Source organism: Peribacillus psychrosaccharolyticus ATCC 23296, from assembly GCF_000305495.1.
Lineage (GTDB): Bacteria > Bacillota > Bacilli > Bacillales > DSM-1321 > Peribacillus > Peribacillus psychrosaccharolyticus.
In genome coordinates this window covers 13,079-39,435 of sequence record NZ_AJTN02000191.1, presented here as the reverse complement: position 1 = coordinate 39,435, position 26,357 = coordinate 13,079, and the positions used below count along the sequence as shown (strand labels likewise).

Genomic DNA, 26,357 nt, shown 5'->3' with positions numbered 1-26,357 from the left:
ATAGAAAAGTTAGGCAGCAATTTCCTTGACAGCAGGAGAGCAACATTCTATTATAGGAATATGAATGATGATTCATTCATTTTCTCTGAAAGGGGAACCATTGTGAAAAGCAACAGACCGAAGTACAAACAGATTATTGATGCAGCCGTCGTAATCATTGCAGAAAATGGCTATCATCAAGCTCAAGTTTCCAAAATCGCTAAGCAAGCTAAGGTAGCAGATGGAACCATCTATCTTTATTTTAAAAACAAAGAAGATATCTTAATCTCTTTATTTCAAGAGAAAATGGGCTACTTTGTTGAACAAATTGAGTTAGAAATCAGCGGCAAGGAAAGTGCACAGGACAAACTACTTGTCTTGATAAAAAAACACTTTCAAATCTTGTCCGATGATGTTCATCTTGCTGTTGTTACTCAGCTTGAGCTAAGACAATCAAACAAGGAATTGCGGCTTCGAATCAATGATGTCTTAAGAGGGTATTTAAACCTGATTGACAGTATCATTATCGAAGGTAAAGAAACCGGGGCATTTCTTCCTGACTTGAGTGTGAAACTAGCAAGGCAAATGATCTTTGGTACAATTGATGAAACGGCGACAACATGGGTAATGAATGATCAAAAATATTCTTTACCGAAACAAGCTGAAGCGGTTCATCAATTATTACTAGGCGGATGTGCCTGCAAGAATTAATGGCTGTACGGGCTGGTGATTCTGCCAGCCCTTCAGATATAAAGTACATAGTTATCCCTTAGAAGGAGGGCAATGGAATGGAATTTTTAAGGCATTCGATTGAAAATCATGTAGCTGTAGTCACCATTCAACGTGCTCCAGCAAACGCTCTTTCTTCAGGCATTATTCAGGAGCTGTCAGCTCTGTTTGATGAAATGAAGGAAAGTGAAGATGTCCGTGTAGTCCTTATCCATGGTGATGGCCGATTTTTCTCAGCTGGTGCAGATATTAAGGAATTTACCACGATTAAGAGTGGAGAAGGTTTTTCAAATCTTTCAGAAGATGGACAAAAAATCTTTGAGAAAATAGAAACGTACCCGAAGCCAGTTATTGCGGCTATTCATGGAGCAGCATTAGGCGGTGGACTTGAATTAGCAATGTCCTGTCATATTCGTCTCGTAACGGAACATGCAAAACTTGGTTTACCTGAACTTCAGCTCGGTCTTGTACCAGGATTTGCCGGTACACAGCGATTACCTAGATTCGTAGGTCCAGCGAAGGCTGCAGAAATGATGTTCACCTCAGACCCAATTACAGGGATAGAGGCGGCACAATATGGTCTAGCCAATCATGCATATCCAGAGGATGAACTTATGCCAAACGCAATTAAAATGGCTCAAAAAATAGCTAAAAAGGGACCGCTTGCATTAAAAACAGCGATTGAATTATTAAACTATTCTAAATCAGATAATTTTTATAAGGGTGTTGAAAAGGAAGCTGAAGCATTTGGTACGATCTTTGTTTCGGAAGATGCCCAAGAAGGTATCCGTGCTTTTATCGAAAAAAGAGAACCTGTTTTCAAGGGTAAATAATAAATTTACGAGTTTAAGAGGAAATGAGCATTATATGTAGAAGTTTTATATGTGGTGGATATCATAATCTTCAGACATAACATAACTGGGAGGGATTATCTTGAATATTTATGTACTATTAAAAAGAACGTTTGATACAGAAGAAAAAATTTCGCTTACCGGCGGCAAAATTAATGAAGATGGAGCGGAATTTATTATTAATCCATACGATGAATATGCAGTAGAAGAAGCTATCCAGGTCCGCGATGCACAAGGCGGCGAAGTAACCGTTATATCTGTAGGAACAGAAGAAGCAGAAAAACAACTTCGTACGGCATTAGCAATGGGTGCTGATAAAGCGGTATTAATCAATATAGAAGATGAGATTGAAAACGGGGATCAATTCACTACATCTAAAATTATAGCTGAATACCTTAAAGATAAAGAAGCAGATTTAATTATAGCTGGGAACGTAGCCATTGACGGAGGATCAGGCCAAGTGGGGCCGCGTGTGGCGGAGCTTTTGGAAATTCCGTATATTACGACAATCACTAAGCTGGAAATCAGCGATGGAAATGTAAGCGTTACCCGAGATGTTGAAGGTGATTCTGAAATTATCGAAACATCTCTTCCATTGCTCGTAACAGCACAACAAGGATTAAATGAGCCGCGTTATCCATCTCTTCCAGGGATTATGAAAGCGAAGAAAAAACCGCTTGAAGAATTAGAACTGGATGATCTAGATCTTGAAGAAGAAGATGTAGAAGCAAAAACGAAAACACTAGAAATTTACCTCCCGCCGAAAAAAGAAGCAGGGAAAGTACTTAGTGGTGAAATTAAAGATCAAGTAACTGAATTGGTCCAATTACTTCGTTCAGAAGCTAAAGTAATCTAACTCTGACTAATAGGTGTAAGCTCGAGCAAACATAAAAAATAGAGCACAGGAGGTTTTTATAATGGCAAGAAAAGTTCTCATTTTAGGGGAGACACGTGAAGGTTCTCTCAGAAACGTATCGTTTGAAGCAATTGGAGCGGCTAAACTAGCTGCAGACGGCGGGGAAATCGTAGGGGTATTAATTGGTGAAGGCATCCAATCTCTTGGAGCAGAACTTATTCAATACGGAGCAGACCGCGTTGTGACCGTTGAAGATGAAAAGCTTAGCCAATATACGTCTGACGGATATGCACAAGCAATCCTTGCAGTGATAGAAGAGGAAAAACCAGAAGGCATTATTTTCGGTCATACGGCGCTAGGAAAAGACCTTGCACCCCGTATTGCAAGTAAACTAAACTCTGGATTAATTTCTGATGTAACTTCTATCGAAGAAACGGGCGGCAACTTAGTCTTTACACGTCCTATTTATTCCGGTAAAGCATTCGAAAAGAAAATTGTGACTGATGGAATCATCTTTGCAACAATCCGTCCTAACAATATCGATCCAGTACAGAAGGATGAAACCCGCACTGGGGACACATCTTCTCTAAATGTTGAAATTAAAGATCTGCGTGCCATCATTAAAGATGTAGTAAGAAAAGCAACAGAGGGCGTTGACCTTTCAGAAGCCAAGGTTGTCATTTCCGGCGGACGCGGAGTCAAGAGTGAAGAAGGATTCGAACCACTTAAAGAACTAGCGGACGTCCTAGGCGGAGCAATTGGTGCTTCACGTGGAGCATGTGACGCAGACTACTGTGACTACTCACTGCAAATTGGCCAAACAGGCAAAGTCGTTACACCTGACCTTTACATTGCATGCGGTATTTCCGGAGCCATTCAGCATTTAGCCGGAATGTCCAACTCAAAAGTAATCGTTGCCATTAACAAAGATCCAGAAGCAAACATCTTCAAAGTAGCCGACTACGGCATTGTAGGCGACCTATTTGAAATCGTTCCATTACTAACTGAAGAATTCAAGAAACTAAAAGTCAACGCATAACAAGAAAAGCGAAAGTGCCTGTACTGCTTGTGAAGGAAATAGGGGATGGACCAAAAGGCGTTCTTTGCCTTTTGAGGACTTCCATCTTTTCCACAGCAAGCAAGGCACTGCAGCTGGATCAAGAAAAGCGAAAGTGCCTGTACTGCTTGTGAAGGAATCAAAAAGGAAGGCCGACTAAAAGTGCGCCACGTCCTGTGGCAACGTCGGCATGACCCACATCCTGTGGGCCTATGGACCAAAAGGCGTCTTTGCCTTTTGAGGACTTCCATCTTTAAGGCTTGTGAATCAAGGTGTCTGCCTCAAGCAGATGCCTTGATTTACGTTTGAAGACCGTGTACTTTAAATGTATAGATGACGCTGTTCAGCCAGTATAAATTGGCTTTGCAAGGGAAAGCTAGCAAGGAAGCAAAATAATAGCATCTATTGTAACGACGGTGTTATACTGATATTAGTAATTAATTGTAACTATCGGGAGGCTAACTATTATGGCTATTGTACATTCAACTGACCAATCATTCACTACAGATACTGAAAAAGGCCTCGTACTTGTAGATTTCTGGGCACCATGGTGCGGACCTTGTAAAATGATCGCTCCTGTTCTTGAAGAACTAGATTCAGAACTAGGCGAAACAGTTAAAATCGTTAAAGTCGATGTTGACGAAAACCAAGAAACAGCTGGTAAATTTGGGGTTATGAGTATCCCAACTTTAATCGTTCTTAAAGACGGCGAAGTTGTAGACAAAGTGGTTGGTTTCCAACCGAAAGAAGCCCTTTCAGAGCTTCTTGCAAAACACTCTTAATAAGTGAATGACAAAAAAACTTCAAGCTACGTGCTTGAAGTTTTTTTTGATATGGTGGATTAAGTTGCAGCTGTTTCTGTGCAAAAAATGAAAAAAGCTGTGCACTTGGAGCGATTTTCTGTGCAAAACCGGCGGATTTCTATGCAATTGCCAGCCTTTTCTGTGCAAAATTAGCCAATTAGTGTGCAAAGCATAATCACCCCTATTCCTCCCCCTGCCTTTCACGCCAGATAAGAGAATGAGGTAATAAATACCTCTTAGGTTTACCTTATGCCATTTTGTAGTATAGTTAGATTAGTGGGAAACATATGTACTATCTAAGAGTGAAGAAGGAGGCAGCCAATGAATCAAAGAATTAAGGATAAGCTTGCAATTCTTCCTGACCAGCCTGGCTGCTATTTGATGAAAGACAGGCAAGGTACGATTATCTATGTCGGGAAAGCAAAAGTTTTAAAAAATAGAGTTCGTTCTTATTTCAATGGGTCGCATGATGGGAAAACCCTGAGGCTTGTTAATGAAATTGAGGATTTTGAATATATCGTTACCTCATCGAATATTGAAGCGTTGATTTTGGAACTGACGTTAATTAAAAAGCATGATCCAAAATATAATGTGATGTTGAAAGATGATAAAACGTACCCGTTTATTAAGCTGACTGCTGAAAAACATCCAAAGTTAATTATTACTAGGAAAGTGAAAAAAGATTCAGGAAAATATTTTGGACCTTATCCTAATGTAATAGCTGCTAATGAAACAAAGAAGCTGCTTGATCGAATTTATCCGTTGCGAAAATGCAACACGCTACCAGATAGAGTGTGTCTCTATTATCATTTGGGGCAATGTCTGGCACCTTGTGTCTTTGATGTGCCGCAGCAAGAATATAAAGAGATTGTGACGGATATTACGCGTTTCTTAAACGGGGGCTATAAAGAGATTAAAGCTGAGCTGACAGAGAAAATGCATGCTGCGGCAGAAGCTCTTGATTTTGAGCGGGCTAAAGAGTACCGCGATAAAATCGCCCATATTGAGATTACAATGGAAAAGCAAAAGATGATGTCTACGGATTTTACCGATCGTGATATTTTCGGTTATGCCTTTGATAAGGGCTGGATGTGCGTTCAGGTGTTTTTTGTTCGGCAAGGAAAGTTAATTGAACGAGATGTTTCTTTATTTCCTATTTATGATGAGCCGGAAGAAGAAATTTTGACCTATCTAGGCCAATTTTATACGAAACCTAACCATTTTAAACCAAAGGAAATTCTTTTGTCAGAAGCGGTCGATGGTGAGATGGCTGAAAAGTTACTTCAAGTAAAGGTTATTCACCCGAAACGCGGTCAAAAGAAGGATATGCTGCAGCTGGCAAATAAAAATGCTTCGATTGCACTTCAAGAGAAGTTCTCTTTAATTGACCGGGACGAAGAACGAACGATTAAAGCAGTGGAGAACCTTGGTGAAAGATTAGGCATATATACACCTCATCGTATCGAGGCTTTCGATAATTCAAATATACAAGGAACTGATCCAGTTTCTGCTCTGGTAGTATTTATTGATGGAAAGCCTGAAAAGCGTGAGTATCGGAAATATAAAATTAAAACGGTATCGGGTCCAGATGATTATGAAACAATGCGTGAGGTCGTCAGACGAAGATATACTCGAGTATTAAAAGAAGGCTTACCGCTTCCAGACTTAATCATTATTGACGGAGGAAAAGGCCATGTGGATGGTGTTCGAGATATTTTAGAGAATGAACTAGGGCTTGAAGTTCCTCTCGCTGGTCTTGTAAAGGACGAAAAGCATCGTACGTCCTCACTGATGATTGGCAATCCGCTTGAAATCGTACCGCTGGATCGTAGCAGTCAGGAGTTTTATCTGCTGCAAAGAATACAAGATGAGGTCCACCGATTTGCGATTACATTCCATCGACAACTTCGCGGGAAAAGCGCCTTTCAATCATTACTTGATGAGATCCCGGGTGTCGGAGAAAAACGTAAAAAGCAGCTGTTAAAGCATTTTGGATCGGTTAAAAAAATGCGTGAGGCTGGGGTTGCAGAGTTTTTAGAGGCAGGAATGCCGCAGAGCGTAGCTGAAGAAATTGCAAGAAAATTGCAAGAATAGTGTTGAACCAATCATATCCCTATGCTATAATTCAGTATGAATTTAAAGTATTTAACAATTTAACGTGTTGATAGAGGTGCGAGATTCATTAGTACAGACTTGGAGAAGTATGAGCTTCCGTGAAAAGTCTGGAAAGGGAAAATCGCCGAAGCAGTTGGGTGCTCATCCACTCAAAGTGCTGGTCTGTACATTTAAGAGATGGCAGATTGTCAGAATGAAAAATTCTGGAGAGCTATCTCACTGTGTTAGCCGTATTCTTTTTACGATATCACAGCAATGAGACTCTTCTCATTGCTGTTTTTTTGTGACTATTTTTGAAAATAACAGTACTAAAATAAGAGAGGGTGCAGCATGATATGGGTTTGATTGTTCAAAAATTCGGCGGGACTTCAGTAGGAAGTATAGAAAAAATCAAAAAAGTAGCGGATCGAGTAATTGAAGAAGCTGCAAATGGAAATGACGTAGTCGTCGTTGTGTCAGCAATGGGCAAAACAACAGATGAGCTCGTTTCTATGTCATACGATATAACCGAACGACCATCAAAGCGGGAAATGGATATGTTACTCACTACAGGAGAGCAAGTAACGATTGCATTTCTTACAATGGCGTTGATAGAAAAAGGACAGGAAGCTATTTCATTAACAGGCTGGCAGGCAGGGATTAAATGTGAAGCGGTGTATGGAAATGCACGGATTTTAGATATAGATACAGAAAAAGTACAGAGTAGTTTGAACGAGGGGAAAGTTGTCGTTGTTGCCGGATTCCAAGGGCTGGCAGAAGATGGGGGAATAACCACGCTAGGACGAGGTGGATCTGACACAACTGCAGTAGCTCTTGCAGCAGCATTAAAAGCAGATCGGTGTGACATCTATACAGATGTTACGGGGGTATTTACTACTGATCCTCGGTATGTGAAAAACGCGAGAAAACTTTATTCCATTTCATACGATGAAATGCTGGAACTAGCTAACCTAGGCGCAGGTGTTTTACATCCTAGAGCCGTTGAATTTGCGAAGAATCATCATATACCGCTTGAAGTCCGCTCAAGTACAGCACAAGAAAAAGGAACATTGATAGAGGAGGAAGCAACGATGGAGCAGAATTTAATTGTTAGAGGAATTGCATTTGAGGATCGAATTACCCGAGTCACGATTTATGGATTAGCTGGAAGTCTAGGAACATTATCTACAATCTTCACTACACTCGCAAAGAACCAGATAAATGTTGATATCATAATTCAGAGTATGACAGAGCAAGACATGAATAATTTATCATTTTCTATTAAAAGCGAAGATGTCTCAAACCTGCTTGAGGTGCTTGAAGCGAATAAAGAAATGATGCCGTTCCAAAGAGTTGAAACAGAAACTAATCTGGCTAAAGTTTCAATCGTCGGTTCAGGAATGATTTCAAATCCGGGTGTAGCAGCAGAAATGTTTGCTGTCCTGGCTGAAGCAAAAATTCAGATAAAAATGGTCAGTACTTCTGAAATCAAAGTGTCGACTGTAATTAATGAGAAAGAAATGGTTACAGCTGTTGAAGCCTTGCATGAAGCGTTTAAACTGGATGAACGCAAACCGGTAGAAGTATTGTAAAATAACTTTTTTTGCCCTTTAGGCTGTCAAGAATTTCTTGGCAGCCTATTCGTACTTCAATTTAAAAAAATGCCATCAATCCAACTAGATGAATTGATGGCAATCGGACCATGTTTATTGTATTGGATCTTTTAAATCCAATTTAACTAAGAAGGAAACTCTAGCGGCTCTTCGTTTGGGTTCCTCAAGAGCTTCCGCATTAAATCCTTTTTGTAAGCTGATTTGTTCGGCAAGAAATCCTGCCTCTAGTTGAAAGTGACAGTCACTGTCTATGGCAAAACGGCGTTCTACCATTTCGCCGGACAGCATTAGTGAAAATTCATTTTTAATGGATTTTACAGATTCTAAGTTTCCCCATCCAGCACTGTTGAAAAACTCAATAATTTCTTCCATGCTTCCAAGTGGGAATTTTCGAGCCATACGTTTTCCTGCCCAATATAGCACCTGGCGAGAGTTCGGTCCTAGAAGATCATTTAATAATATTTCTCTTATGAGTTCATGGCCAAAGACGGGGACTGATAATTCACCATCATCCTTGGAATCAAGTAGTGTTTGCTTTTCTTTTTTCAAGGCATTTCCCCACTTTCTATATAATTCTATTATAAACGGAAGTGATACTAAATTCGTACAATTATTATCCTTTTATGAGTAATTTTCTTCTTCGAAAAAAAATTTTGCTGATAAATTAATCCATTTTTGGATTTGGAGTATTTATTCCTCATTTGTTTGAACGATTCAGAACAATAATTCTATTTTAAAAAAGAAATCTTGTATCCGTTTTCTTGACGCTTTTACCAGTCAGGAGTAAAATAAACATGTCACATAATTGTTAGAAAGATAGCAATAGATTAGAAATGTTGGGATAAAGGGGAACTTATACTTATCTTTGCATGAATTTTCACAAATTAAGGGGGGGCACTAATTGGCAAAGAATCGTGAGTTTGGAAACCGCAGACTGCACTCGCTTCTGGGAGTTATTCCAGTTGGTTTATTTTTGTTGGAACATTTAATTACCAACTATATGGCTACAAAAGGCGAGGAAGCATTCAATTCAGCAGCGCATCTACTAGAAAGTCTGCCATTCAGAATTTTTCTTGAGGTATTTATCATTTTCTTACCATTGATTTATCATGCTGTTTATGGCATTTATATTGCTTTTACGGCTAAAAACAATGCAGGAAGATATGGCTTTTTCCGTAACTGGATGTTCGTATTACAGCGTGTTACAGGGATTGTTACGTTAATTTTCGTCGTTTGGCATGTATGGTCAACGAGAATTCAAGCAGCACTTGGTGCAGAAGTAAACTTTGACATGATGGCAGATATTTTGTCTAGTCCATTTATGATTGCTTTCTATGTTGTTGGTATTCTATCAACTACATTCCACTTCGCTAATGGTTTATGGTCGTTTGCCGTAAGCTGGGGGCTTACTGTATCACCAAAATCACAACAGATTTCTACATATGTTACGTTGGTCGTATTTGTCCTTCTGTCCTATGTAGGTGTTAGAGCAATTTTTGCTTTTGTATGAGAATACTAGTCAAAGCACGTGCTTTGATAATGGATATAAGGGAGTGAGCAAGAGTGAGTAAAGGTAAAATCATTATCGTAGGCGGCGGATTAGCAGGACTTATGGCTGCGATTAAAGCAGCTGAAGAAGGCCAGCAGGTAGAGTTGTTTTCACTAGTTCCTGTTAAGCGTTCCCACTCAGTTTGTGCCCAGGGCGGAATTAATGGCGCAGTTAATACAAAGGGTGAAGGGGATTCCCCATATATTCACTTTGATGATACCATCTATGGCGGAGATTTCTTGGCTAACCAACCGCCGGTAAAAGCAATGTGTGAAGCGGCACCATCAATTATCCATATGTTTGACCGTATGGGTGTTATGTTCAGCCGTACTCCAGAAGGTTTATTGGATTTCCGTCGTTTTGGCGGTACACAGTATAGTCGTACGGCCTTTGCCGGCGCTACAACAGGCCAGCAGCTTCTTTATGCCTTAGACGAGCAAGTTCGCCGCTATGAAGTGGCAGGACTGATCACAAAATACGAAGGCTGGGAATTCCTTGGAGCTATAGTTGACGAGGAACAAATTTGCCGAGGCATCGTTGCTCAAAACTTAACCAGTATGGAAATTAAATCCTTTGCGGGTGATGCTGTCATTATGGCATCCGGAGGTCCTGGGATTATTTTCGGTAAATCAACCAACTCTATTATTAACACAGGTTCAGCAGCTTCAATTGTTTATCAACAAGGGGCAACATATGCTAATGGAGAGTTTATCCAAATCCATCCAACAGCATTACCTGGTGATGATAAACTGCGTCTAATGAGTGAATCTGCTCGTGGTGAGGGCGGCCGGATCTGGACATATAAAGATGGTAAACCATGGTACTTCTTAGAAGAAAAATATCCTGCATACGGAAATCTAGTACCACGTGACATTGCAACACGTGAGATTTTTGACGTATGTATGAATATGAAGCTTGGTATTAATGGAGAAAACATGGTATACCTAGATCTTTCACACAAAGATCCGAAAGAGCTGGACATTAAACTTGGTGGAATTATAGAAATCTATGAGAAATTCATGGGTGAAGATCCACGTAAAGTACCAATGAAAATCTTCCCAGCTGTTCACTATTCAATGGGTGGATTATGGGTAGATTACGACCAAATGACAAACATTCAAGGGCTATTTGCAGCTGGGGAATGTGATTATTCACAGCATGGCGGAAACCGTCTTGGAGCGAACTCATTATTATCTGCTATTTATGGTGGTAGTGTCGCAGGTCCAAATGCAGTTAAATATATCCAAGGTCTTGAAAAAGGTGCAGACTCTGTTTCTCCTTCAGTGTTTACGAATGCGGTTAAAGAACAAGAAGAGAAATGGAATAACATCATGTCCTTAAATGGAACAGAAAATGCATATGTCCTTCATAAAGAACTAGGGGAAATGATGACACAGCATGTTACCGTTGTCCGTTACAACGATAAACTTAAAGAAACAGATGAAAGAATTCAAGAGTTGTTACAACGTTACGAAAATATCAATATCAATGATACGGCAAAATGGAGCAATCAAGGGGCAACCTTTACAAGACAATTGAAAAACATGATGCAGCTGGCACGTGTAATTACAATTGGTGCCTTAAATCGTGATGAAAGTCGTGGAGCGCATTATAAGCCTGACTTCCCAGAACGTAATGATGAAGAGTTTATGAAAACAACCATGGCTAACTTCACTGGTCCAAAAACAGCTCCTGCCTTCCATTATGAAGATATCGATGTATCGCTAATAGAACCACGGAAACGTGACTATACAACACAACATTAAATAAAGGGGGAGTAAGTAATGGCTGAGACAAAAAAAATTCGTTTTGAAGTCGTTCGACAGGATACACCGGATTCAGCCCCTTACACGGAGAAATTCGATTTGGACTATCGTCCGAATATGAATGTTATATCTGCACTGATGGAAATCAGACGGAACCCAGTAACAATTGAGGGGAAAAAAACAGCTCCAATAGCTTGGGATATGAACTGTCTAGAAGAGGTCTGCGGAGCATGTTCAATGGTAATCAACGGCAAGCCGCGCCAATCTTGTACAGCGCTTATCGATCAACTTGAACAGCCGGTACGTTTAGAACCAATGCGCACATTCCCTGTTGTTCGCGACCTTCAGGTTGATCGCAGCCGGATGTTTGACACATTGAAAAAAGTAAAAGCATGGATCCCAATCGATGGTACCTATAACCTCGGACCTGGTCCGCGTATGCCAGAAAAGAAACGCCAATGGGCATATGAATTATCGAAATGTATGACATGTGGTGTGTGCTTAGAGGCATGCCCGAACGTGAACTCTAACTCAGACTTCATTGGGCCGCAAGCACTTTCACAAGTTCGCTTATTTAACAATCACCCAACAGGTGCAATGAATAAAGCAGAACGCTTAAATACCATTATGGGAGACGGCGGACTAGCTAATTGTGGTAATTCACAAAACTGTGTGCAGTCTTGTCCTAAAGGTATTCCTTTGACAACATCAATTGCTTCATTAAACCGTGATACATCCATTCAAATGTTCCGTAACTTCTTCGGAAGCGACCAAGTATAAAAGAATGACTGGCTGTCGAGAAACCCTCGACAGCTTTTTATCTTTTAAAAACGGCCGAATCAAGTTGACTTTGGTCCGAATAAACGTGAAAACGGGCCGAATAAATCGACTTTTGGGCCGAATCTATCACAGAATGGGCCGAATGTTGGGTTCGAGAGTTTAAATTAGGAAGAAACTAGTCTTCTAATAGGATATCTTAGTGGTTTTTCTTACCAAAGTACTTTCCTTTATGTTCCTTTTCGAATAAAATGAATGAATAACCATTCATTTTATTCGAAAAAGGGGTTGTCATAATGAGTAGAATTTCATATATCGAAAACATGGAGGATTGGGCTGCTTCTTTTACTTTTACACATGAAGTGAAAGTTCGGTTTTCAGAAACGGATATGTTCGGACATCTGAATAATACGGTACCTTTTACTTATTTCGAAGAAGCGAGAATTGAGTATTTTAAAAGTCTAGGGTTTATGCAGGATTGGGTCCATGATGAGAGTGGAGCGATACCGGTAGTAGCTGATTTGCAGTGTGATTTTCTTCAGCAAATGTTTTTTAACGATAAAGTACTTATTCAGGTTAAGGCGGCGAAGATTGGCAACTCATCCGCTGATATTCATTATTTGGGCAAAAAAGAAGATGGGTCCATCTGTTTGACAGGCAGAGGAACGGTCGTCCAAATCAATAAAGCGACAGGTAAGCCGTTAGTATGGACAGAAGAAATGAAACAATTAATGGATAAGCAAAATCCAGTAAGAAAATAAAAGCGGCTGCTCGTTATTTAAAACACATAATCCCATATACAGCAGTCACTTCCTTCGTCTCCCTGACATACTATATCTTGACTAAATAGACACCCACTCCGGGTTTTATGCTGGTGAAGGCAGGGAGGGTTACCATACTTGAAAGAGAACGAGTTCACTCATAAGCCACTTCTCACCAAAAGAGAAAAAGAAGTATTCGAATTATTAGTTCAGGACAAAACAACGAAAGAAATCGCAGGCGAATTGTTTATCAGCGAAAAAACAGTTCGAAACCATATTTCAAATGCGATGCAAAAGCTTGGAGTAAAAGGCCGTTCACAAGCAGTTATCGAACTTCTACGCATGGGGGAGCTTAAATTATAGATTGTTTAACTTTCAGTATAACGAGCAGTAGAAGAAGAGGCTTATGGCAGAATAATAGATTTTCCCTGATTACTATGCAGCAAAGACAGCTAGATCGAGAAACCTTTCGGCTGCTGTCTCTGGTGCCTTTTTTTTAGCATAATTTAACTTATAACCTCAACCTTGAATTTTTTATGATTTTCAGAGACAATAAAGAGCAGGAAGTTTTAGGGGGAGAAACGTGAATGACTGAATTGAAAATGGACCAAGTTGCAAAAATCGAGAAGGAATTACGGTATATTTCCAGTCTGATTAAACAAAAGGGCCGGGAAATATTGAATGTCTATAAAATTACCCCCCCGCAGTTTGTCGCATTGCAATGGCTTTTTGAAGAAGGCGATATGACGATAGGTGAACTTTCTTCAAAGATGTTTTTAGCGTTCAGTACGACAACAGATTTAATCGATCGTATGGAAAAGAATGAACTAGTAAGCCGGGTGAAAGATGATAAAGATCGCCGAGTTGTTCGCATTAACCTTCTTTCTGAGGGTGAACGGATCATTAATGAAGTAATTAAGAAACGGCAGCTTTATTTGCAGGATATTTTAAGCGATTTTTCAGATACAGACATAGCTTCCCTCACTAAGAATCTAACAAAACTACATCAAGAAATGCGAGAAGATTGAGGCGATATAATTGAAACGACCAATTGGAATTATTGATTCGGGGGTTGGCGGATTGACGGTTGCAAAAGAAGTGATGCGTCAACTTCCTCATGAACATATAATGTATGTCGGTGATACAGCAAGATGTCCCTATGGACCGAGAACGAAGGAAGAAGTGAAAGACTTCACATGGGAACTAACGCGTTTCCTATTAAAACGACAAATTAAAATGCTGATTATTGCCTGTAATACGGCAACCGCAGCAGCGCTTGATGAGATTAACGCGGAGCTGTCTATTCCTGTAATAGGCGTCATTAATCCAGGTGCACGTGCCGCCTTGAAGGTCTCTACCAATCTACATATTGGTGTTATTGGCACCGAAGGAACGGTGAAGAGTGAGGCCTATAATCAGGCGCTTCTTTCCATTAATAAGAAGGTAACCGTTGATAGTTTGGCCTGCCCGAAATTCGTACCGATTGTTGAGAGTGGGGAATTTGAAGGCAGAATCGTTGAAAAGGTTATTGCTGAAACGTTAAAGCCAATGAAACGTACGGGTATTGATACACTGATACTTGGCTGTACACATTACCCTTTGCTTGGTTCAGTAATTAGAGATTACATGGGCAAAGGAGTTCAGGTGATTTCTTCAGGAGATGAAACAGCCCGTGAAGTAAGTGTTATTCTTGAACATAAAGGGCTGATGAATGTCTCATCAGAGGAACCGAAGCATCAATTTTTCACGACAGGATCCAAAGATATTTTTCAGGATATTGCTCATTCCTGGATTGGTGAACAGGTTGGTATGGTACAAACAATTAAGCTTGATTAAGGCTCCCTTGATGGGAGTTTTTTTATAAAATAAAAAGATTTCGGTCTAAAACTTCCCAGGGCTCGTATAAATAGTAGTACAAACCGTCCTGGGAGGGATATATATGTCCAATGTAACAAAGGCAACAGTTGCCACGACTATTCTGGCCTCGGCTGTTCTTTTATCAGGCTGTGGCTTGTTTACCGGCGAAGAAAAAAATAAAATTGATCCGCCGGATGTATCACTTGTTGACAGTCCTTCTAAATTAGAAGGAGATCCAGTTGAAACTACGGCTGAAGAAAACAAGGAATCTGAAGAAGCAAGTGTAAAGACGGAACTGTACTTGATTGATAGCAGCGGGTATGTGGTTCCGCAAACCTTGGAGTTGCCATCTACACAAGGCGGAGGTGTTGCTGCGCAGTCGCTGAAATATCTGGTGGAGGATGGTCCGATATCGAATGTCCTTCCTTCTGGTTTTAGAGCGGTTCTGCCAGCAGGTACTGAGGTAAGTGTGGATATTAAAGATGGGACAGCAGTGGTTGATTTTTCAAAAGAATTTAAGAATTATAAGAAAGAAGATGAGCTGAAAATTCTTCAGGCTGTGACATGGACGTTGACACAGTTTGATTCAGTACAGACAGTCAAGCTTAAATTGAATGGAACAGAACTGAAGCAGATGCCGGTTAACGGTACACCGGTGCAGGAAGGCCTGTCTCGGGCAAGCGGTATTAATCTAGATACAAGTGGTGTCAATGATATTAGCCAATCGAAAGCATTGACGGTTTATTATATCGGCGGAGAGGAAGGCAATTACTATTACGTGCCTATTACGAAGCGGGTAAACGAGACCGATGTGGATAACGTCACAGCGGTTGTTCAAGAACTAGCTAAAGGACCATCACATTTCTCCGGTTTACAATCAATCGTGATGTCTGATGTAGAACTGTTGGATGAGCCTCAATTAGCGGATGGCATGGTTACCTTGAATTTTAATGAATCGATTCTAAATAGCTTTAAAGAGAAAAAGGTTTCCCAGCAAGTACTTGATGCACTTGTTCTCTCTTTAACAGAACAGAAGGGTATTGAACGGGTAGAGCTAAAAGTGGACGGAAATGCCGATTTACTGAAAGAAGATGGCAAGCCTCTTTCAGAACCAGTAAGCCGTCCGGCAAAGGTTAATACGGGTAGTTTCTAATACTAGTTATTCGGGGGCACGCGAAAAGCGGCTCCTATTTCTTTTGGGCAAATATCCTGATTGTGGTAGACTAAAGAAACAAACTATGCAGCTATTCAGGAGAGTGTAACGATGAAAAATGTTCTTATTGCGACGAAAAATAAAGGAAAAGCAAAGGAATTTGAAAGTCTCTTTTCACCTAGAGGTTATGAAGTTCATACGCTTCTTGATTATGAAAACGCGACAGACGTTGAAGAAACAGGAACGACCTTTGCTGAAAATGCTATTTTAAAAGCAGAAACAATTGCGAAGGAATTAAATCAAGTTGTCATGGCAGATGATTCTGGCTTGGTTGTTGATGCATTGGATGGCCGTCCTGGTGTTTACTCGGCTCGATATGCAGGTGAAGATAAAAATGATGAAGCTAATACACAAAAATTACTGAAAGAATTAAAAGATATTCCTGCTGAGAAAAGAACGGCGCGTTTTTATTGCGTACTTGCATTAGCATCGCCGAATCAGGAAACGATTACAGTTTCTGGTTATGTGGAAGGGCGTATTGCCGAATCACCCGCTGGTACAAATGGTTTCGGGTATGATCCTGTATTTTATGTCCCGGAAAAAGGAAAAACAATGGCTGAACTTGAATCAGCAGAGAAAAATGCGATTAGTCACCGGGCAAATGCGTTGAAAGAGCTGGAAAAAGAGCTTGATTTATTTTTAACGAGAGAAGGGGGCAGCCGATGAAAACCTTGATCATCAGTGACAGTCATGGTCTTACGGAAGAGGTACAAGTCATAAAAAATCGTCATCAGAAAGACGTAGACGCAATGATACATTGTGGAGATTCAGAACTGCAGAAAGAAAGTCCGGTTATGGCTGATTTTATCGGCGTTCGTGGTAATTGTGATTACGATACAGGATACCCAAATGCGATCGTCGAAGAAATAGATGGGACACGTTTTTTAGTTACTCATGGTCATTTATATAATATCAAAATGACGTTAATGAATTTATCCTATAAAGCTGAAGAAGAGAATGCGTCTATCATCTGTTTCGGTCATTCTCACCATGCTGGTTCTGAGCTTATTGACGGTCGGCTCTATATAAATCCAGGGAGTATCCGTTTGCCGCGGGGAAGAGAAGAAAAAACCTATGTGATTGTTGAAGTAACCGACAAAGACGCTGCCGTTACTTTTTATGATCACGAAGGAGCAGAAGTAAAAGATTTAAATAGGGCTTACAATTTGGGCTGAATTTATGTATAATGGAGAAGTGGAAATAACTTCTCCTCTCTCTTCTAAAAAAGAGTGAGAAAAAGTGTTGACTTTAAGTCGGTATCGTACTATAATAATAAATGTCCTGACGGAGAGTACAATGTAAGGAATTACATAACGAACCGCCAAAAATATCATAATGTCCCAGTAGCTCAGCTGGATAGAGCAACGCCCTTCTAAGGCGTGGGTCGGGAGTTCGAATCTCTCCTGGGACATCCAAGTGTTCAGAACATTAAGTTCGAACCAGAAAAATGCTTCAAATCCTTTTAAGGGTTTGGGGCATTTTTTTGTTTATAGAGGATTACAGAAAAAACGGGATACAGAGTTAGATCGTGTAAGAAGCACATGCAATATAGCAGGAATATTGAAACATATGCAGAACGGTACAAAAAAAGAGGGGAGACTTACCTATGGGTAATGATTTTGAGTTTATAGACCTTATAAATATCAGCGAACAAGAACTATTACCCTATAGCGGGTTCATATGCAGTAGTAATGTGCAATAAGAGAACTATTTGAGGAAACTGGCCAAGTAGTTACAGATTTAGAATTTAAGGGGTTACTAATAGTAAAAAATATACTGGCAGGAACTATTAAATATAACAAAAATTGATGAATTACGACCGTTTAAAGAAAATGATGAAACATCAGAGATAAAACTTTGGGATTTAAAAGAAAAAATAGATCTTATAGATTCTGTAGATATAAATATTTTTAAATATCTATAAAGAGTCAGTTATCAAAGATTATTTATACACTTTTACATTGGAAAACAATCAACGTGTTCATTTATATCGTATTATACGATATAATCGTAGATAACGATGTAAAGGAGGGGTATTTTTGAGCAGTAAAGTTTCGCTATTAAACCAATATTGGACCGATATTTATTTTCATTTACATTATCTCCATAAAGAAAAAATTTCCCATCAAGTGGTTCGTATTCTTCAGCTTGTCGATAAACAGGAAGAAATAGGCGTAAATGAAATTGCTTCATACCTACAAGTTTCTCATAATACTGCGTCAGAACACATTAAAAGATTGATTGAAAAGAACTATTTAATAAAAGGGAGAGATCCTCTAGATGAGAGAAAAGTAAATCTTTGTTTAACGGATTTGGGGAAAGAAGTTTTACATAGAAATACAAGTCTTGATGAAGAAAAACTAGAACGAGTGTTAAGCGAACTAGATGATAATGAAAAGAACTTAGTAGAAAACGCTCTAAAAATATTAAGTGAACGAGCAAAACAATGTACTTAATAACGAAAATTTTTGCTTCAGCCATTGTAATTGGTGTGGTTACGGAGATATCCAGAAGATTTCCGTCATATGGAGGAATAATAGCTGCACTTCCTTTGGTAAGTTTACTTAGCATCATTTGGCTGTATTTTCAAGGAGAACAAACAGCCACGTTAAGTAAGTTTGCATTAGGTGTACTTTGGGGTTTTCCGGCAACTGCTGTTTTGTTAGTGATCGTATATATATCCTTACAACATTCCCTTCATTTATTTATATCTATTAGTTTAGGGGTATGTGGTTGGTTGATATTTTTATGGATTCAAGACTTAGTTGTAAAATACTATAGATTTCTTTTCATCTAACATATTCTTACATTTGTTAAAAAGAGACGCTGAACAGTTCCTTTTTAGTTAGTTGCATAAACGATAGTTTATGTTATAGACGGGGAGGCTGTAAATCATATGGAATATATATGTGAACAAAAATCCTATGAGTTAAAAGTTGCAGGGGCTGTTGGTACGGCTCCTATATGGTGTAATCGATGTGGGTGTAACCTTGATATAGAGGCCATTCCTATTCCCATTGAATTAATAAGAGAATTGAAGAAATGGGTCAACATGTATGGTGATTGAAGAATTGCTTCCTAATGGAATTGAACTAGAAAACGAACATAATAAAATCTTAACACAGAAAATAAAGGCTGAACTTGAAGGGTAATATAACATTATATTTTCATCTTCAGCAATTGCTGAGATTTATGAGCCGAATCTTTTCTAAGTGAATGGTCAAGCAATAAAGTTTGTTTATCAGTTACTTTTTGTTAGTATGAAGTTAACTTAACGAGGAGAGGATCTTTCTAACATGTCAACTATACAAATCCCTGTTTCCGTTTTAAACTTAGCACCAATTAGAGAAGGTCAGGATGCTAAAGAAGCGATTAATTCAATGGTTGACTTGGCGCAAGCGACCGAAAAAATGGGCTATACTCGATATTGGGTTGCCGAGCATCATAATACGCCGACAATGGTCAGCTCAGCAACAGCAATTTTAATTAAACATATTCTAGAACATACAAATCATATAAAAGTAGGATCAGGCGGGATTATGCTGCCTAACCATTCACCGTTAGTCGTAGCAGAACAATTTGGAACAATGGCAACCATCTATCCAAATCGTGTGGATTTAGGACTTGGAAGAGCTCCTGGTACTGACATGATGACAGCGAGTGCGTTAAGACGATCTGATAAGGATTCTGTCTATACATTTCCACACGATGTTCAATCATTGTTGACTTATTTTGGATCTGAGGAAGAACAAAGTTATGTAAAAGCATATCCTGGGGTGGGAACAAATATCCCTATTTATATTCTTGGTTCGTCTACCGATTCTGCGGTATTAGCCGCTAAATTAGGACTGCCATATGTGTTTGCTTCTCATTTTGCACCGCGCTATATGGAAGAAGCGATAGCAATTTACCGAGATAGATTCCAACCGTCTAAATACCTAAAATCACCACACATGACAGTTTGTCTTAATGTGATTGCAACAGAAAGCGATGAGGAAGCACAGTTTGAATTAACCACCATGCAGCAATTTTTCTTAAATGTGGTCCGTGGGACAAAAAATCTATTAAGTCCTCCTGTTGAAAGTATGGATGAATTATGGAGTCCTTCTGAAAAAGCAATGGCTACGTCGATGTCCAGTATGGCTTTACTTGGATCTAAAGAATCCATTAAGGAACAACTGACACGCTTCCAAGAAAAATATAATGTGGATGAACTGATGGGTGTTTCGTATATTTTCGATCCAGCAAAACAAAAACGATCGTACGAAATTTTAAAAGAAGTTGTGGATGGGAAATAAATAGAAATAAAAAAACACCCGACGAAAATTTTTCGTCGGGTGTTTTGAGTTTACAAAATTTTCAATAGCTCTTTGTCTTTTCGGCCGTGTAGTAAATAGTAGAGTGGAATACAGATTATAATCACTGCTACCATGATTAAGAATATAGAACGGTATCCAGTGATTGGGACGATAAAGCCTAATAAGTATGGTCCGAATCCTAAGCCCATATCGTAAAAAATAAAGTAAGTAGCTGTAGCTAAGCCGAAGCGGTGGGGAGGAGTTACTTTGACTGCAACAGTTTGGGCAATGGAATTAAAGTTTCCGTAGCCAAATCCGATTAATGCTGCAGCAAGCAGTAACATCCATCCAGCGGTTGCTTGACTGAAGAAATACATCCCCACCGCAAAAACAATGAAACATGGATAAACAATGAGGTTTGCCCCCTTTGTATCCATCAATTTCCCTGTAAAAGGCCGCGAGACGATGATAATAGCTGCATAAACTAAGAAGAAATAACTGGCAGCATCTACTAGATTTATTGTCTCTGCATAAAAGGATAAATAGGACATTACACCAGAATAACTAAATCCGATAATTAAGGCAATTAAAGAAATAGGTACAGCTTTTGGTTCGACAAATTTTGAGAAAAAAGAGCCTTTTTCTTCTGCTATTGTGGAAACTTTCGGTGCAGGTAATTGTAATTTAACGACCGCAAGGAATACCAGACAAATCATCGATAAAATGACGTTCATTGTGAACATGATGGTAAAACCATTTTCCATTTTCATAAGTAAAATTCCGATAAACGGACCAATGGCAGTTGCAAGTATGTTACTTAAACTAAAGTAGCCAATGCCTTCACCTTTGCGTGTATTCGGTAAAATATGTGCCACGATGGTTCCTGTGGCCGTACCGATGACGCCTACGGCAACACCTTGAATAAATCTGATAGTTAATAATAGTGGTATGTTAATGGCGATAAAATAAAGGGCTGATGTAAGGGTAAACGCAGTTAGCCCAATCCAAAGAATTTTGATTGGCCCCATTTTGCCGATTAGACGTCCAGCACCAAGTCTTCCGAATAAGGACCCAATTATAAAGATACTGGATACTAACCCCGCTGTACTAGTAGCAGCACCAAATTCAGTTTTCGCATAAGAAGCGATGGTTACCATAAGTAAAAAAAGACTAAAATGGCTAAAAAGTTGATCGTTGAAACGACAATAAATTCCTTCGTCCATAATTTTTCTTTGTTCATATATCCTATCTCACCTTTCAATATTTTGATGCAGTTTTGTAAAAACGTTCTTAACAATTTGACTCTCTTCTTCAGTTACCCCATCTAAAAGAGAAGCATGGAAGATATCAATTTTCCCTTTTAACTGCTGATAAATAGAAATTCCCTCCTCTGTTAAATGCATGACTTTTTTCGTTTATCCACTCCAGGAACTACATAGATTAATTTCTGATCGATTAGTTTCTGTGCAATGGCTGTTACAGATGGCTTTTCGACAAGCCAGTCCGAAGCGATGTCAGAATTTGTTGCAGGACCCATTTCATATAGATAGCGGACCATTGCCCACTGTATTTCCGTTACATGATAAGGAGCGATAAGCTGCTGTAATCTAACTGTATAAGGACGATTAAAAAATTTAAATGCGGAAAACATAGAATTCATAATGATGGCCTCCTCTAAAATTAGTTAGTTAGCCTAATTAATTAAACAGGTTTTCCATTCATTTGTAAAGAGAATTCTCTTCCAATGATAAAATTAGAGAAAAAGATGCACTCTAATATGAGTCATATATATTTTCTTCGAACTAGTAAAAGATATGCTGAACAATAGAATATGAGTTGAGGGTGTTTTTTTGAATTACTTATGGAGATTAGTAACTGAAGTAACGTTTAGACATCGTGTTCTCCGGCTAGTTAAGAGTAAGGGATAAAAAAACAGGGAGGTTTTAGTAGATGGATATTCAACGCGGAAAGCAGCGTTTTTATGTGGAACATTCCGGTGAAGTAGTGGCGGAAATAACGTATACCGAAACTGGAGAAAAGGAAATGACCATCGACCATACAGTGGTATCTGAAGAACTTCGGGGGCAGAAGATGGGTAATAAGTTAGTGAAAAAAGTAGTTGAACTTGCTCGGGAGGAAAATAAAAAAATAATCCCGGCCTGTTCATTTGCACGAAAAGAATTTGAGAAAAATCAGGAGTACCAAGATGTACTAGCTGAATAAAATGAAAGAGCCTTGCTGAACTAATGCAAGGCTCTTTCATTATAGCTGTTTAAATTGTCCCGCTACACCCCTTTATCGGAAAAGTCGATAAGGACTCTTTTACAACCTTCACAAAGAAAAGCATCCACAATATTAATGGAAAATCGATTTTGATTCGACAATAAAACCGATTCTTTATTTAAACTAGGTTCTACGCTAAACTTAGCCGGTTTTGGTACCCACGCAAGTCTAGTGCCGCTCTGTATAAATCCTTTCTTCATTTCACTACCACAGGTTGAACATTCACTCACTAATGCCGCCTCCCTCTTTTTATTAAGAATACTTCTTCCATTTCATGAAAAAGTCCTTCTTTTATCTGTCGCCGATTAGTGACAGAACGGAGGCTGAAAGATATCATAAGCAAGTAACCGATGCGGATAAAAGCTTTTTTACTTGAGGAAAAAATTAAAACTACATAGAAAATAAAACTTTTATACATATTGATTCGTTAGTGTAATAGGAGAAGAGGTGAGGAATTTGGAGGAATTTTTGGCAGAGGTGTTTGAGGCGGGGGATGAATCAGCTTTACTCGACGAGATTATGCAGATTTATGGCCAGGATATTCTCCAACTAGTGTTTTCTTATGTGAAGAACAAGACAGTGGCAGAGGATCTGACTCAGGAGATATTCGTGAAATGCTATCAAGCACTTCCTTCATATAAAAAACAGGCGAAAGTTAGGACATGGCTATGGAGAATTGCCACCAATCATTGTAAGGATTATCTAAAAAGCTGGTATTTTCGGTCCGTACAGGCTGCAGGAGATGAGCAACAGGAGTTCGCAGCTAGTGAAAACATTGAAGACACGATGATTCAACGTGATGAAGATCAGGAATTAGCGGCAGCGGTGATGGAACTGCCTGTAAAATATCGTGAAGTTATCTATCTTTATTATTTTCAAGAGTTGTCTATCAAGGATATATCTGATATTGCAGGACTGAGTCAGGGGACAATCAAAACAAGGATGCGTCGGGCAAAGAGTATTCTGAAAGATAGATTGGAGGGAATGAAAGATGGAAAATAGATTACGAAATTTAAAAAATACGATGAAAAAGAATGTTTTTCCCGATTTAGAGTTCAATGAAGTCAGTAGAAATAAGATTCATAAAGCCATTAATGAAGTGGAAGATAATAATGAAGACCTTTACTATGCTATTTTCCAGATACTTCGTGAGGAACACAGCGGTTTTGAATTACAATCTAGGTTAAGAAGTAGAGGGATAACTAGATTTGCGGAAAAAGAAGGCAGCTTATATATGCTGCTTCATGAGCTTGAACAAAAGGAATATGTTCGCGCAGTCTGGCTGGAATCAGAGAAAAAAGTGTATGTTTTGGGTGACAAAGGTCGAAAGATGATCAAACAGGCAGAGAAAAAACAACATTCCGGTTCATTTATTTCACAATCAATTTTGGGTGGCAGCTGAGATGAAAAAGAAAGAAGTGTTTTTAAATCAAGTTTGTCAGCAAATCCGTTCTAAGGAAGCTCGTCATTTTGTTTCTAAAGAACTTTCGTTTCATTTAAAACAATCCACTGAAGAGTTAAAAAAGCAGGGATGCAATGATGAGGAAGCGGTAGAACAGGCAATTAAACAAATGGGCAGTCCAGCAAGGCTAGGGAAAAAAATGAATAAACTTCATCGGCCAAAAGTAGACTGGATGCTAATTGTTCTTTTTCTTAGCTGTGCAGGTCTCGGTCTGGTTCCCCAACTTGTGCTAAATGGTGAAATAGGCGGTCTATTCAGTAGGAGACTCATTACCGTTATTGCAGGTTTAATGGTTACTTTTGTAGGGATGTTTTTCAACTATACCCATTTAAAACGGTATGGCTGGTTGTGTTATGGACTTGGAAGTCTTATTTTACTGTATACACTATTATTCTCAACTAGGACGATTAATGGCGTACCATATATAGAGTTTGGACCATTTACTACGAACATGATGATTACCTTGCCTTTCTTTTTCTTTGGCTGGGCAGGTATCATGCGGGAAAAGAAAGTGAAGTTATTTGGTGTTATTAGTCTATTTTTATTTACCTTACTATTGTTCCTCTTAGCAGTAGATTTAGTAATTACCGGAATCTACATAGTAATGGTTATGGCTATGCTTTGGTGGAGTCATTTTGAAAGAATGAAAATAATCAAGTGTTATGCTGGATTTCTAGTTATAACTGGTCTAACAGTTGTTTTGGGTGTTGTAACACATGTAATTAACGAGTATCAATTTGAAAGGTTATTGTCTTTTTTATCCCCAGAACGGGATCCTAACGGAATGGGCTACATGTATGTAACGGTAAAAAATCATATGCAGAATGCAGGCTGGTTTGGCCAGCCATTGCCTGAGGATATATATGGGTTTCTGTTTAATAACACGGATTTTGTTTTTGTGGGTCTTACCTATTCGCTAGGGTGGTTGTTTGCATGTATCTTGGCCAGCGTTCTCCTATTAGTTATTTATAGAATGTTTTGGATTTTAAAAAAAGTGGATGATCACTTTGGAAAGTTATTGATTGTCGGAGGGCTGACGGTTTTTGCGGTCCAAGTAATTGCTAATCTTGGGATGTCTCTTGGGATAGTTCCTATTATTTCTATCTCGTTACCATTCATCAGCTACGGTGTAATGCCGGTTTTAATAAACTCAGTGATTTTCGGAACCATCCTCAGCGTTTACCGTCGAAAGGATTTAATTTATGCTTCCTGAAAAATAGGTAGATGAAGCAGACTAGCTGCCCTTACATGGGGTGGCTTGTTTGCATTTACTAATTTAAGGAGGCGGTATTTATGGCAGTAAGTGTAGATTCATTAATCAAAAAAGCAGAAACGAATATGGGGAAAAATATCAATCCTGTAGTGAAACAAACAGCTATTGAAGTGATAAAGCGAGCCTATAAAGAAAAAATATATGTCCTCATTTCCAATGGGTTTAGGAGCTTCGAGGAGCAAGATAAGTTGTATGCTCAGGGAAGAACCAATAAATCGAAACCAATTGTGACGAATGCACGCGGAGGGTATTCAGCCCATAATTATGGATTAGCGATTGACTTCGTAATTGTAAGTGATGATGGCAGGAGGGCGATTTGGACAGTAACTGATAAATGGCGCAGAGTGGCTAGTATTGCTAAATCACTAGGATTTGAGTGGGGAGGAGAATGGTCATCGTTTAAAGACTATCCCCATTTGCAAATGACGAAGGGCTTGACCATGAAAGAACTGTTGAGTGGAAAACGTCCGGTACTCACTTCGAAGGTTCCTGCTGCAAGTTCATATCCAGGGATTGTTTATAAAGTGAAATCTCCACTTATGAGTGGTAAAAACGTGGAAAAAATTCAAAAGGAAGCGGGTATGAAAAAAAGTGAAGTAGATGGGAAGTATGGCAAGAAAACGGAGACAGCTGTGAAAGCTTATCAGAAAAAAAACAAACTTAAAGTTACAGGTACTGTTGAAAAGGAAACTTGGGATAAAATGTTTTAACCTGCTGGCACGCAGCAGGGATTTTTTATTGAAAAAAATCAGAAAGAATATTCAAAAAATTATAGACGTTGTAAACTCTATCACTTCAAGGATGAAAGCGGATACAAATTAGTTTGAACTTTAAGAATAATCTAATAATTACAAAAAAACATATTGACGTACCTAACATATCGTCGTAATATAATCATCAACAGCCAATGAGTACGAGGACATAGTAATCAGGTTGAAAGAATGATTGAAGGTTCTAAAAACGTTTTAACATAAAATCGCCGCTGGCTTTTATAAAGAAAAGCAATGAAGAGGAAAAGTAATCTTTTGATACAACATTCGCAGAGAGCCGGGATTGCTGGAAACCGGTAGTGTTACAAAAGATGAACTCACCTCTGAGTTTCAGCTTGAAAGCACTTTGCAAGTAAAGCTGAACGG

29 protein-coding genes, 1 tRNA gene, 1 pseudogene, 1 riboswitch and 1 other annotated feature (1 of these 33 cut by a window edge) are annotated in these 26,357 nt (G+C 39.0%); of the genes and pseudogenes, 27 read left to right on the top strand and 4 right to left on the bottom strand.

Going from position 1 to position 26,357, the window contains the following annotated elements:
- Positions 1–102 precede the first annotated feature (102 nt).
- The 7 genes from WYK_RS11210 to WYK_RS11180 all read left to right on the top strand — a co-directional run bounded on the left by WYK_RS11210 (position 103) and on the right by WYK_RS11180 (position 7,961).
- Positions 103–690, top strand: a complete 588-nt coding sequence (locus WYK_RS11210) for a TetR/AcrR family transcriptional regulator (RefSeq protein WP_040374601.1) — start codon at positions 103–105, stop codon at positions 688–690.
- Positions 691–767: 77 nt separating this feature from the next.
- Positions 768–1,541: an enoyl-CoA hydratase gene (locus WYK_RS11205; protein ID WP_040374582.1), complete on the top strand. Its 774-nt coding sequence runs from the start codon at positions 768–770 to the stop codon at positions 1,539–1,541.
- Positions 1,542–1,641: 100 nt separating this feature from the next.
- On the top strand, positions 1,642–2,415 hold the full coding sequence (locus WYK_RS11200) for an electron transfer flavoprotein subunit beta/FixA family protein (protein WP_040374581.1): 774 nt from the start codon (positions 1,642–1,644) through the stop codon (positions 2,413–2,415).
- A gap of 61 nt (positions 2,416–2,476) precedes the next feature.
- A complete protein-coding gene (locus WYK_RS11195) occupies positions 2,477–3,454 on the top strand; it encodes an electron transfer flavoprotein subunit alpha/FixB family protein (RefSeq protein WP_040374580.1) in 978 nt (325 codons plus the stop codon).
- A gap of 485 nt (positions 3,455–3,939) precedes the next feature.
- Complete coding sequence (trxA, locus tag WYK_RS11190) at positions 3,940–4,254, top strand: thioredoxin (RefSeq protein WP_040374579.1); 315 nt, start codon at positions 3,940–3,942, stop codon at positions 4,252–4,254.
- Between the two features lie 342 nt (positions 4,255–4,596).
- Positions 4,597–6,369, top strand: a complete 1,773-nt coding sequence (gene uvrC / locus WYK_RS11185; RefSeq protein WP_040374578.1) for an excinuclease ABC subunit UvrC — start codon at positions 4,597–4,599, stop codon at positions 6,367–6,369.
- A gap of 63 nt (positions 6,370–6,432) precedes the next feature.
- A riboswitch (Lysine riboswitch) is annotated at positions 6,433–6,612 on the top strand.
- 113 nt (positions 6,613–6,725) lie between these two features.
- Positions 6,726–7,961 (top strand): aspartate kinase, encoded by a 1,236-nt coding sequence (locus WYK_RS11180; RefSeq protein ID WP_040374577.1) that lies wholly within the window; start codon positions 6,726–6,728, stop codon positions 7,959–7,961.
- A 114-nt stretch (positions 7,962–8,075) separates the two neighbouring features.
- On the opposite strand, the gene WYK_RS11175 is transcribed toward WYK_RS11180, so the two are convergent.
- Positions 8,076–8,531: a YslB family protein gene (locus WYK_RS11175; protein ID WP_040374576.1), complete on the bottom strand. Its 456-nt coding sequence runs from the start codon at positions 8,529–8,531 to the stop codon at positions 8,076–8,078.
- Between the two features lie 352 nt (positions 8,532–8,883).
- Here WYK_RS11175 and WYK_RS11170 point away from each other — a divergent pair, with 352 nt between their 5' ends.
- From WYK_RS11170 to WYK_RS11095, 15 genes are all read left to right on the top strand, one after another.
- A complete protein-coding gene (locus WYK_RS11170) occupies positions 8,884–9,492 on the top strand; it encodes a succinate dehydrogenase cytochrome b558 subunit (RefSeq protein WP_040374575.1) in 609 nt (202 codons plus the stop codon).
- Between the two features lie 53 nt (positions 9,493–9,545).
- A complete protein-coding gene (sdhA, locus tag WYK_RS11165; RefSeq protein ID WP_040374574.1) occupies positions 9,546–11,297 on the top strand; it encodes a succinate dehydrogenase flavoprotein subunit in 1,752 nt (583 codons plus the stop codon).
- An 18-nt stretch (positions 11,298–11,315) separates the two neighbouring features.
- Positions 11,316–12,077: a succinate dehydrogenase iron-sulfur subunit gene (gene sdhB / locus WYK_RS11160; RefSeq protein WP_040374573.1), complete on the top strand. Its 762-nt coding sequence runs from the start codon at positions 11,316–11,318 to the stop codon at positions 12,075–12,077.
- Positions 12,078–12,370: 293 nt separating this feature from the next.
- Positions 12,371–12,835, top strand: a complete 465-nt coding sequence (locus WYK_RS11155) for an acyl-CoA thioesterase (RefSeq protein ID WP_040374572.1) — start codon at positions 12,371–12,373, stop codon at positions 12,833–12,835.
- 138 nt (positions 12,836–12,973) lie between these two features.
- Positions 12,974–13,198, top strand: a complete 225-nt coding sequence (locus WYK_RS11150; RefSeq protein WP_028392149.1) for a helix-turn-helix domain-containing protein — start codon at positions 12,974–12,976, stop codon at positions 13,196–13,198.
- A 224-nt stretch (positions 13,199–13,422) separates the two neighbouring features.
- Entirely contained in the window at positions 13,423–13,863 is a 441-nt protein-coding gene (locus WYK_RS11145) for a MarR family winged helix-turn-helix transcriptional regulator (protein ID WP_040374571.1), read from the top strand.
- Between the two features lie 10 nt (positions 13,864–13,873).
- Complete coding sequence (gene racE, locus WYK_RS11140; RefSeq protein WP_040374570.1) at positions 13,874–14,671, top strand: glutamate racemase; 798 nt, start codon at positions 13,874–13,876, stop codon at positions 14,669–14,671.
- Positions 14,672–14,774: 103 nt separating this feature from the next.
- Positions 14,775–15,845: a GerMN domain-containing protein gene (locus tag WYK_RS11135; protein ID WP_040374569.1), complete on the top strand. Its 1,071-nt coding sequence runs from the start codon at positions 14,775–14,777 to the stop codon at positions 15,843–15,845.
- Positions 15,846–15,956: 111 nt separating this feature from the next.
- A complete protein-coding gene (locus WYK_RS11130) occupies positions 15,957–16,571 on the top strand; it encodes an XTP/dITP diphosphatase (RefSeq protein ID WP_040374568.1) in 615 nt (204 codons plus the stop codon).
- Positions 16,568–17,080: a metallophosphoesterase gene (locus tag WYK_RS11125; protein WP_040374567.1), complete on the top strand. Its 513-nt coding sequence runs from the start codon at positions 16,568–16,570 to the stop codon at positions 17,078–17,080. Before WYK_RS11130 ends, WYK_RS11125 begins: the two co-directional genes overlap by 4 nt.
- Positions 17,081–17,242: 162 nt before the next feature.
- A tRNA-Arg gene (locus tag WYK_RS11120) sits at positions 17,243–17,316 on the top strand.
- Positions 17,317–17,944: 628 nt separating this feature from the next.
- Positions 17,945–18,361 carry a MarR family winged helix-turn-helix transcriptional regulator gene (locus tag WYK_RS11110; RefSeq protein WP_040374565.1) on the top strand — a complete coding sequence of 139 codons (417 nt, stop codon included), beginning with the start codon at positions 17,945–17,947 and terminating at the stop codon, positions 18,359–18,361.
- Complete coding sequence (locus WYK_RS11105; protein ID WP_040374564.1) at positions 18,352–18,702, top strand: DUF3147 family protein; 351 nt, start codon at positions 18,352–18,354, stop codon at positions 18,700–18,702. Before WYK_RS11110 ends, WYK_RS11105 begins: the two co-directional genes overlap by 10 nt.
- A gap of 99 nt (positions 18,703–18,801) precedes the next feature.
- Entirely contained in the window at positions 18,802–18,972 is a 171-nt protein-coding gene (locus WYK_RS11100) for a hypothetical protein (RefSeq protein WP_235782488.1), read from the top strand.
- 229 nt (positions 18,973–19,201) lie between these two features.
- A complete protein-coding gene (locus tag WYK_RS11095) occupies positions 19,202–20,203 on the top strand; it encodes an LLM class flavin-dependent oxidoreductase (RefSeq protein WP_040374563.1) in 1,002 nt (333 codons plus the stop codon).
- A 50-nt stretch (positions 20,204–20,253) separates the two neighbouring features.
- Here the strand turns inward: WYK_RS11095 and WYK_RS11090 are convergent.
- Both WYK_RS11090 and WYK_RS11085 read right to left on the bottom strand, forming a co-directional pair.
- Positions 20,254–21,443, bottom strand: a pseudogene (locus WYK_RS11090) (MFS transporter).
- A gap of 153 nt (positions 21,444–21,596) precedes the next feature.
- The gene (locus WYK_RS11085; RefSeq protein WP_051387452.1) at positions 21,597–21,863 is read right to left on the bottom strand and encodes a MarR family winged helix-turn-helix transcriptional regulator; all 267 of its coding nucleotides are present in this window, start codon (positions 21,861–21,863) and stop codon (positions 21,597–21,599) included.
- Positions 21,864–22,153: 290 nt separating this feature from the next.
- On the opposite strand from WYK_RS11085, the gene WYK_RS11080 reads away from it, so the two are divergent.
- Positions 22,154–22,426, top strand: coding sequence for a GNAT family N-acetyltransferase (locus WYK_RS11080; protein WP_040374562.1), 273 nt, complete (start codon positions 22,154–22,156; stop codon positions 22,424–22,426).
- 62 nt (positions 22,427–22,488) lie between these two features.
- Here the strand turns inward: WYK_RS11080 and WYK_RS11075 are convergent, their stop codons facing one another.
- Complete coding sequence (locus tag WYK_RS11075) at positions 22,489–22,716, bottom strand: PF20097 family protein (protein ID WP_040374561.1); 228 nt, start codon at positions 22,714–22,716, stop codon at positions 22,489–22,491.
- Positions 22,717–22,942: 226 nt separating this feature from the next.
- On the opposite strand from WYK_RS11075, the gene WYK_RS11070 reads away from it, so the two are divergent.
- From WYK_RS11070 to WYK_RS11055, 4 genes are all read left to right on the top strand, one after another.
- On the top strand, positions 22,943–23,488 hold the full coding sequence (locus WYK_RS11070; protein ID WP_040374560.1) for a sigma-70 family RNA polymerase sigma factor: 546 nt from the start codon (positions 22,943–22,945) through the stop codon (positions 23,486–23,488).
- Positions 23,478–23,888, top strand: a complete 411-nt coding sequence (locus WYK_RS11065) for a PadR family transcriptional regulator (RefSeq protein WP_051387451.1) — start codon at positions 23,478–23,480, stop codon at positions 23,886–23,888. The genes WYK_RS11070 and WYK_RS11065 overlap by 11 nt, the downstream gene beginning before the upstream one ends.
- A gap of 1 nt (position 23,889) precedes the next feature.
- The gene (locus WYK_RS11060) at positions 23,890–25,161 is read left to right on the top strand and encodes an FtsW/RodA/SpoVE family cell cycle protein (protein ID WP_040374559.1); all 1,272 of its coding nucleotides are present in this window, start codon (positions 23,890–23,892) and stop codon (positions 25,159–25,161) included.
- A gap of 80 nt (positions 25,162–25,241) precedes the next feature.
- Positions 25,242–25,931: a M15 family metallopeptidase gene (locus WYK_RS11055; protein ID WP_040374558.1), complete on the top strand. Its 690-nt coding sequence runs from the start codon at positions 25,242–25,244 to the stop codon at positions 25,929–25,931.
- A 285-nt stretch (positions 25,932–26,216) separates the two neighbouring features.
- Positions 26,217–26,357 (top strand) — a binding site (T-box leader); it runs 101 nt beyond the window's last position.

Bases quoted from the DNA above. Each gene is read 5' to 3' on its own strand.
- WYK_RS11080 (WP_040374562.1), top strand. From the start codon at position 22,154: ATGGATATTCAACGCGGAAAGCAGCGTTTTTATGTGGAACATTCCGGT.
- WYK_RS11155 (WP_040374572.1), top strand. From the start codon at position 12,371: ATGAGTAGAATTTCATATATCGAAAACATGGAGGATTGGGCTGCTTCT.
- WYK_RS11085 (WP_051387452.1), bottom strand. From the start codon at position 21,863: ATGAATTCTATGTTTTCCGCATTTAAATTTTTTAATCGTCCTTATACA.
- WYK_RS11100 (WP_235782488.1), top strand. From the start codon at position 18,802: ATGGAATATATATGTGAACAAAAATCCTATGAGTTAAAAGTTGCAGGG.
- WYK_RS11135 (WP_040374569.1), top strand. From the start codon at position 14,775: ATGTCCAATGTAACAAAGGCAACAGTTGCCACGACTATTCTGGCCTCG.
- WYK_RS11105 (WP_040374564.1), top strand. From the start codon at position 18,352: ATGTACTTAATAACGAAAATTTTTGCTTCAGCCATTGTAATTGGTGTG.
- uvrC (WP_040374578.1), top strand. From the start codon at position 4,597: ATGAATCAAAGAATTAAGGATAAGCTTGCAATTCTTCCTGACCAGCCT.
- WYK_RS11205 (WP_040374582.1), top strand. From the start codon at position 768: ATGGAATTTTTAAGGCATTCGATTGAAAATCATGTAGCTGTAGTCACC.
- WYK_RS11060 (WP_040374559.1), top strand. From the start codon at position 23,890: ATGAAAAAGAAAGAAGTGTTTTTAAATCAAGTTTGTCAGCAAATCCGT.
- WYK_RS11125 (WP_040374567.1), top strand. From the start codon at position 16,568: ATGAAAACCTTGATCATCAGTGACAGTCATGGTCTTACGGAAGAGGTA.
- WYK_RS11195 (WP_040374580.1), top strand. From the start codon at position 2,477: ATGGCAAGAAAAGTTCTCATTTTAGGGGAGACACGTGAAGGTTCTCTC.
- WYK_RS11065 (WP_051387451.1), top strand. From the start codon at position 23,478: ATGGAAAATAGATTACGAAATTTAAAAAATACGATGAAAAAGAATGTT.
- WYK_RS11145 (WP_040374571.1), top strand. From the start codon at position 13,423: ATGACTGAATTGAAAATGGACCAAGTTGCAAAAATCGAGAAGGAATTA.
- trxA (WP_040374579.1), top strand. From the start codon at position 3,940: ATGGCTATTGTACATTCAACTGACCAATCATTCACTACAGATACTGAA.
- WYK_RS11055 (WP_040374558.1), top strand. From the start codon at position 25,242: ATGGCAGTAAGTGTAGATTCATTAATCAAAAAAGCAGAAACGAATATG.
- WYK_RS11180 (WP_040374577.1), top strand. From the start codon at position 6,726: ATGGGTTTGATTGTTCAAAAATTCGGCGGGACTTCAGTAGGAAGTATA.
- WYK_RS11130 (WP_040374568.1), top strand. From the start codon at position 15,957: ATGAAAAATGTTCTTATTGCGACGAAAAATAAAGGAAAAGCAAAGGAA.
- WYK_RS11095 (WP_040374563.1), top strand. From the start codon at position 19,202: ATGTCAACTATACAAATCCCTGTTTCCGTTTTAAACTTAGCACCAATT.
- sdhB (WP_040374573.1), top strand. From the start codon at position 11,316: ATGGCTGAGACAAAAAAAATTCGTTTTGAAGTCGTTCGACAGGATACA.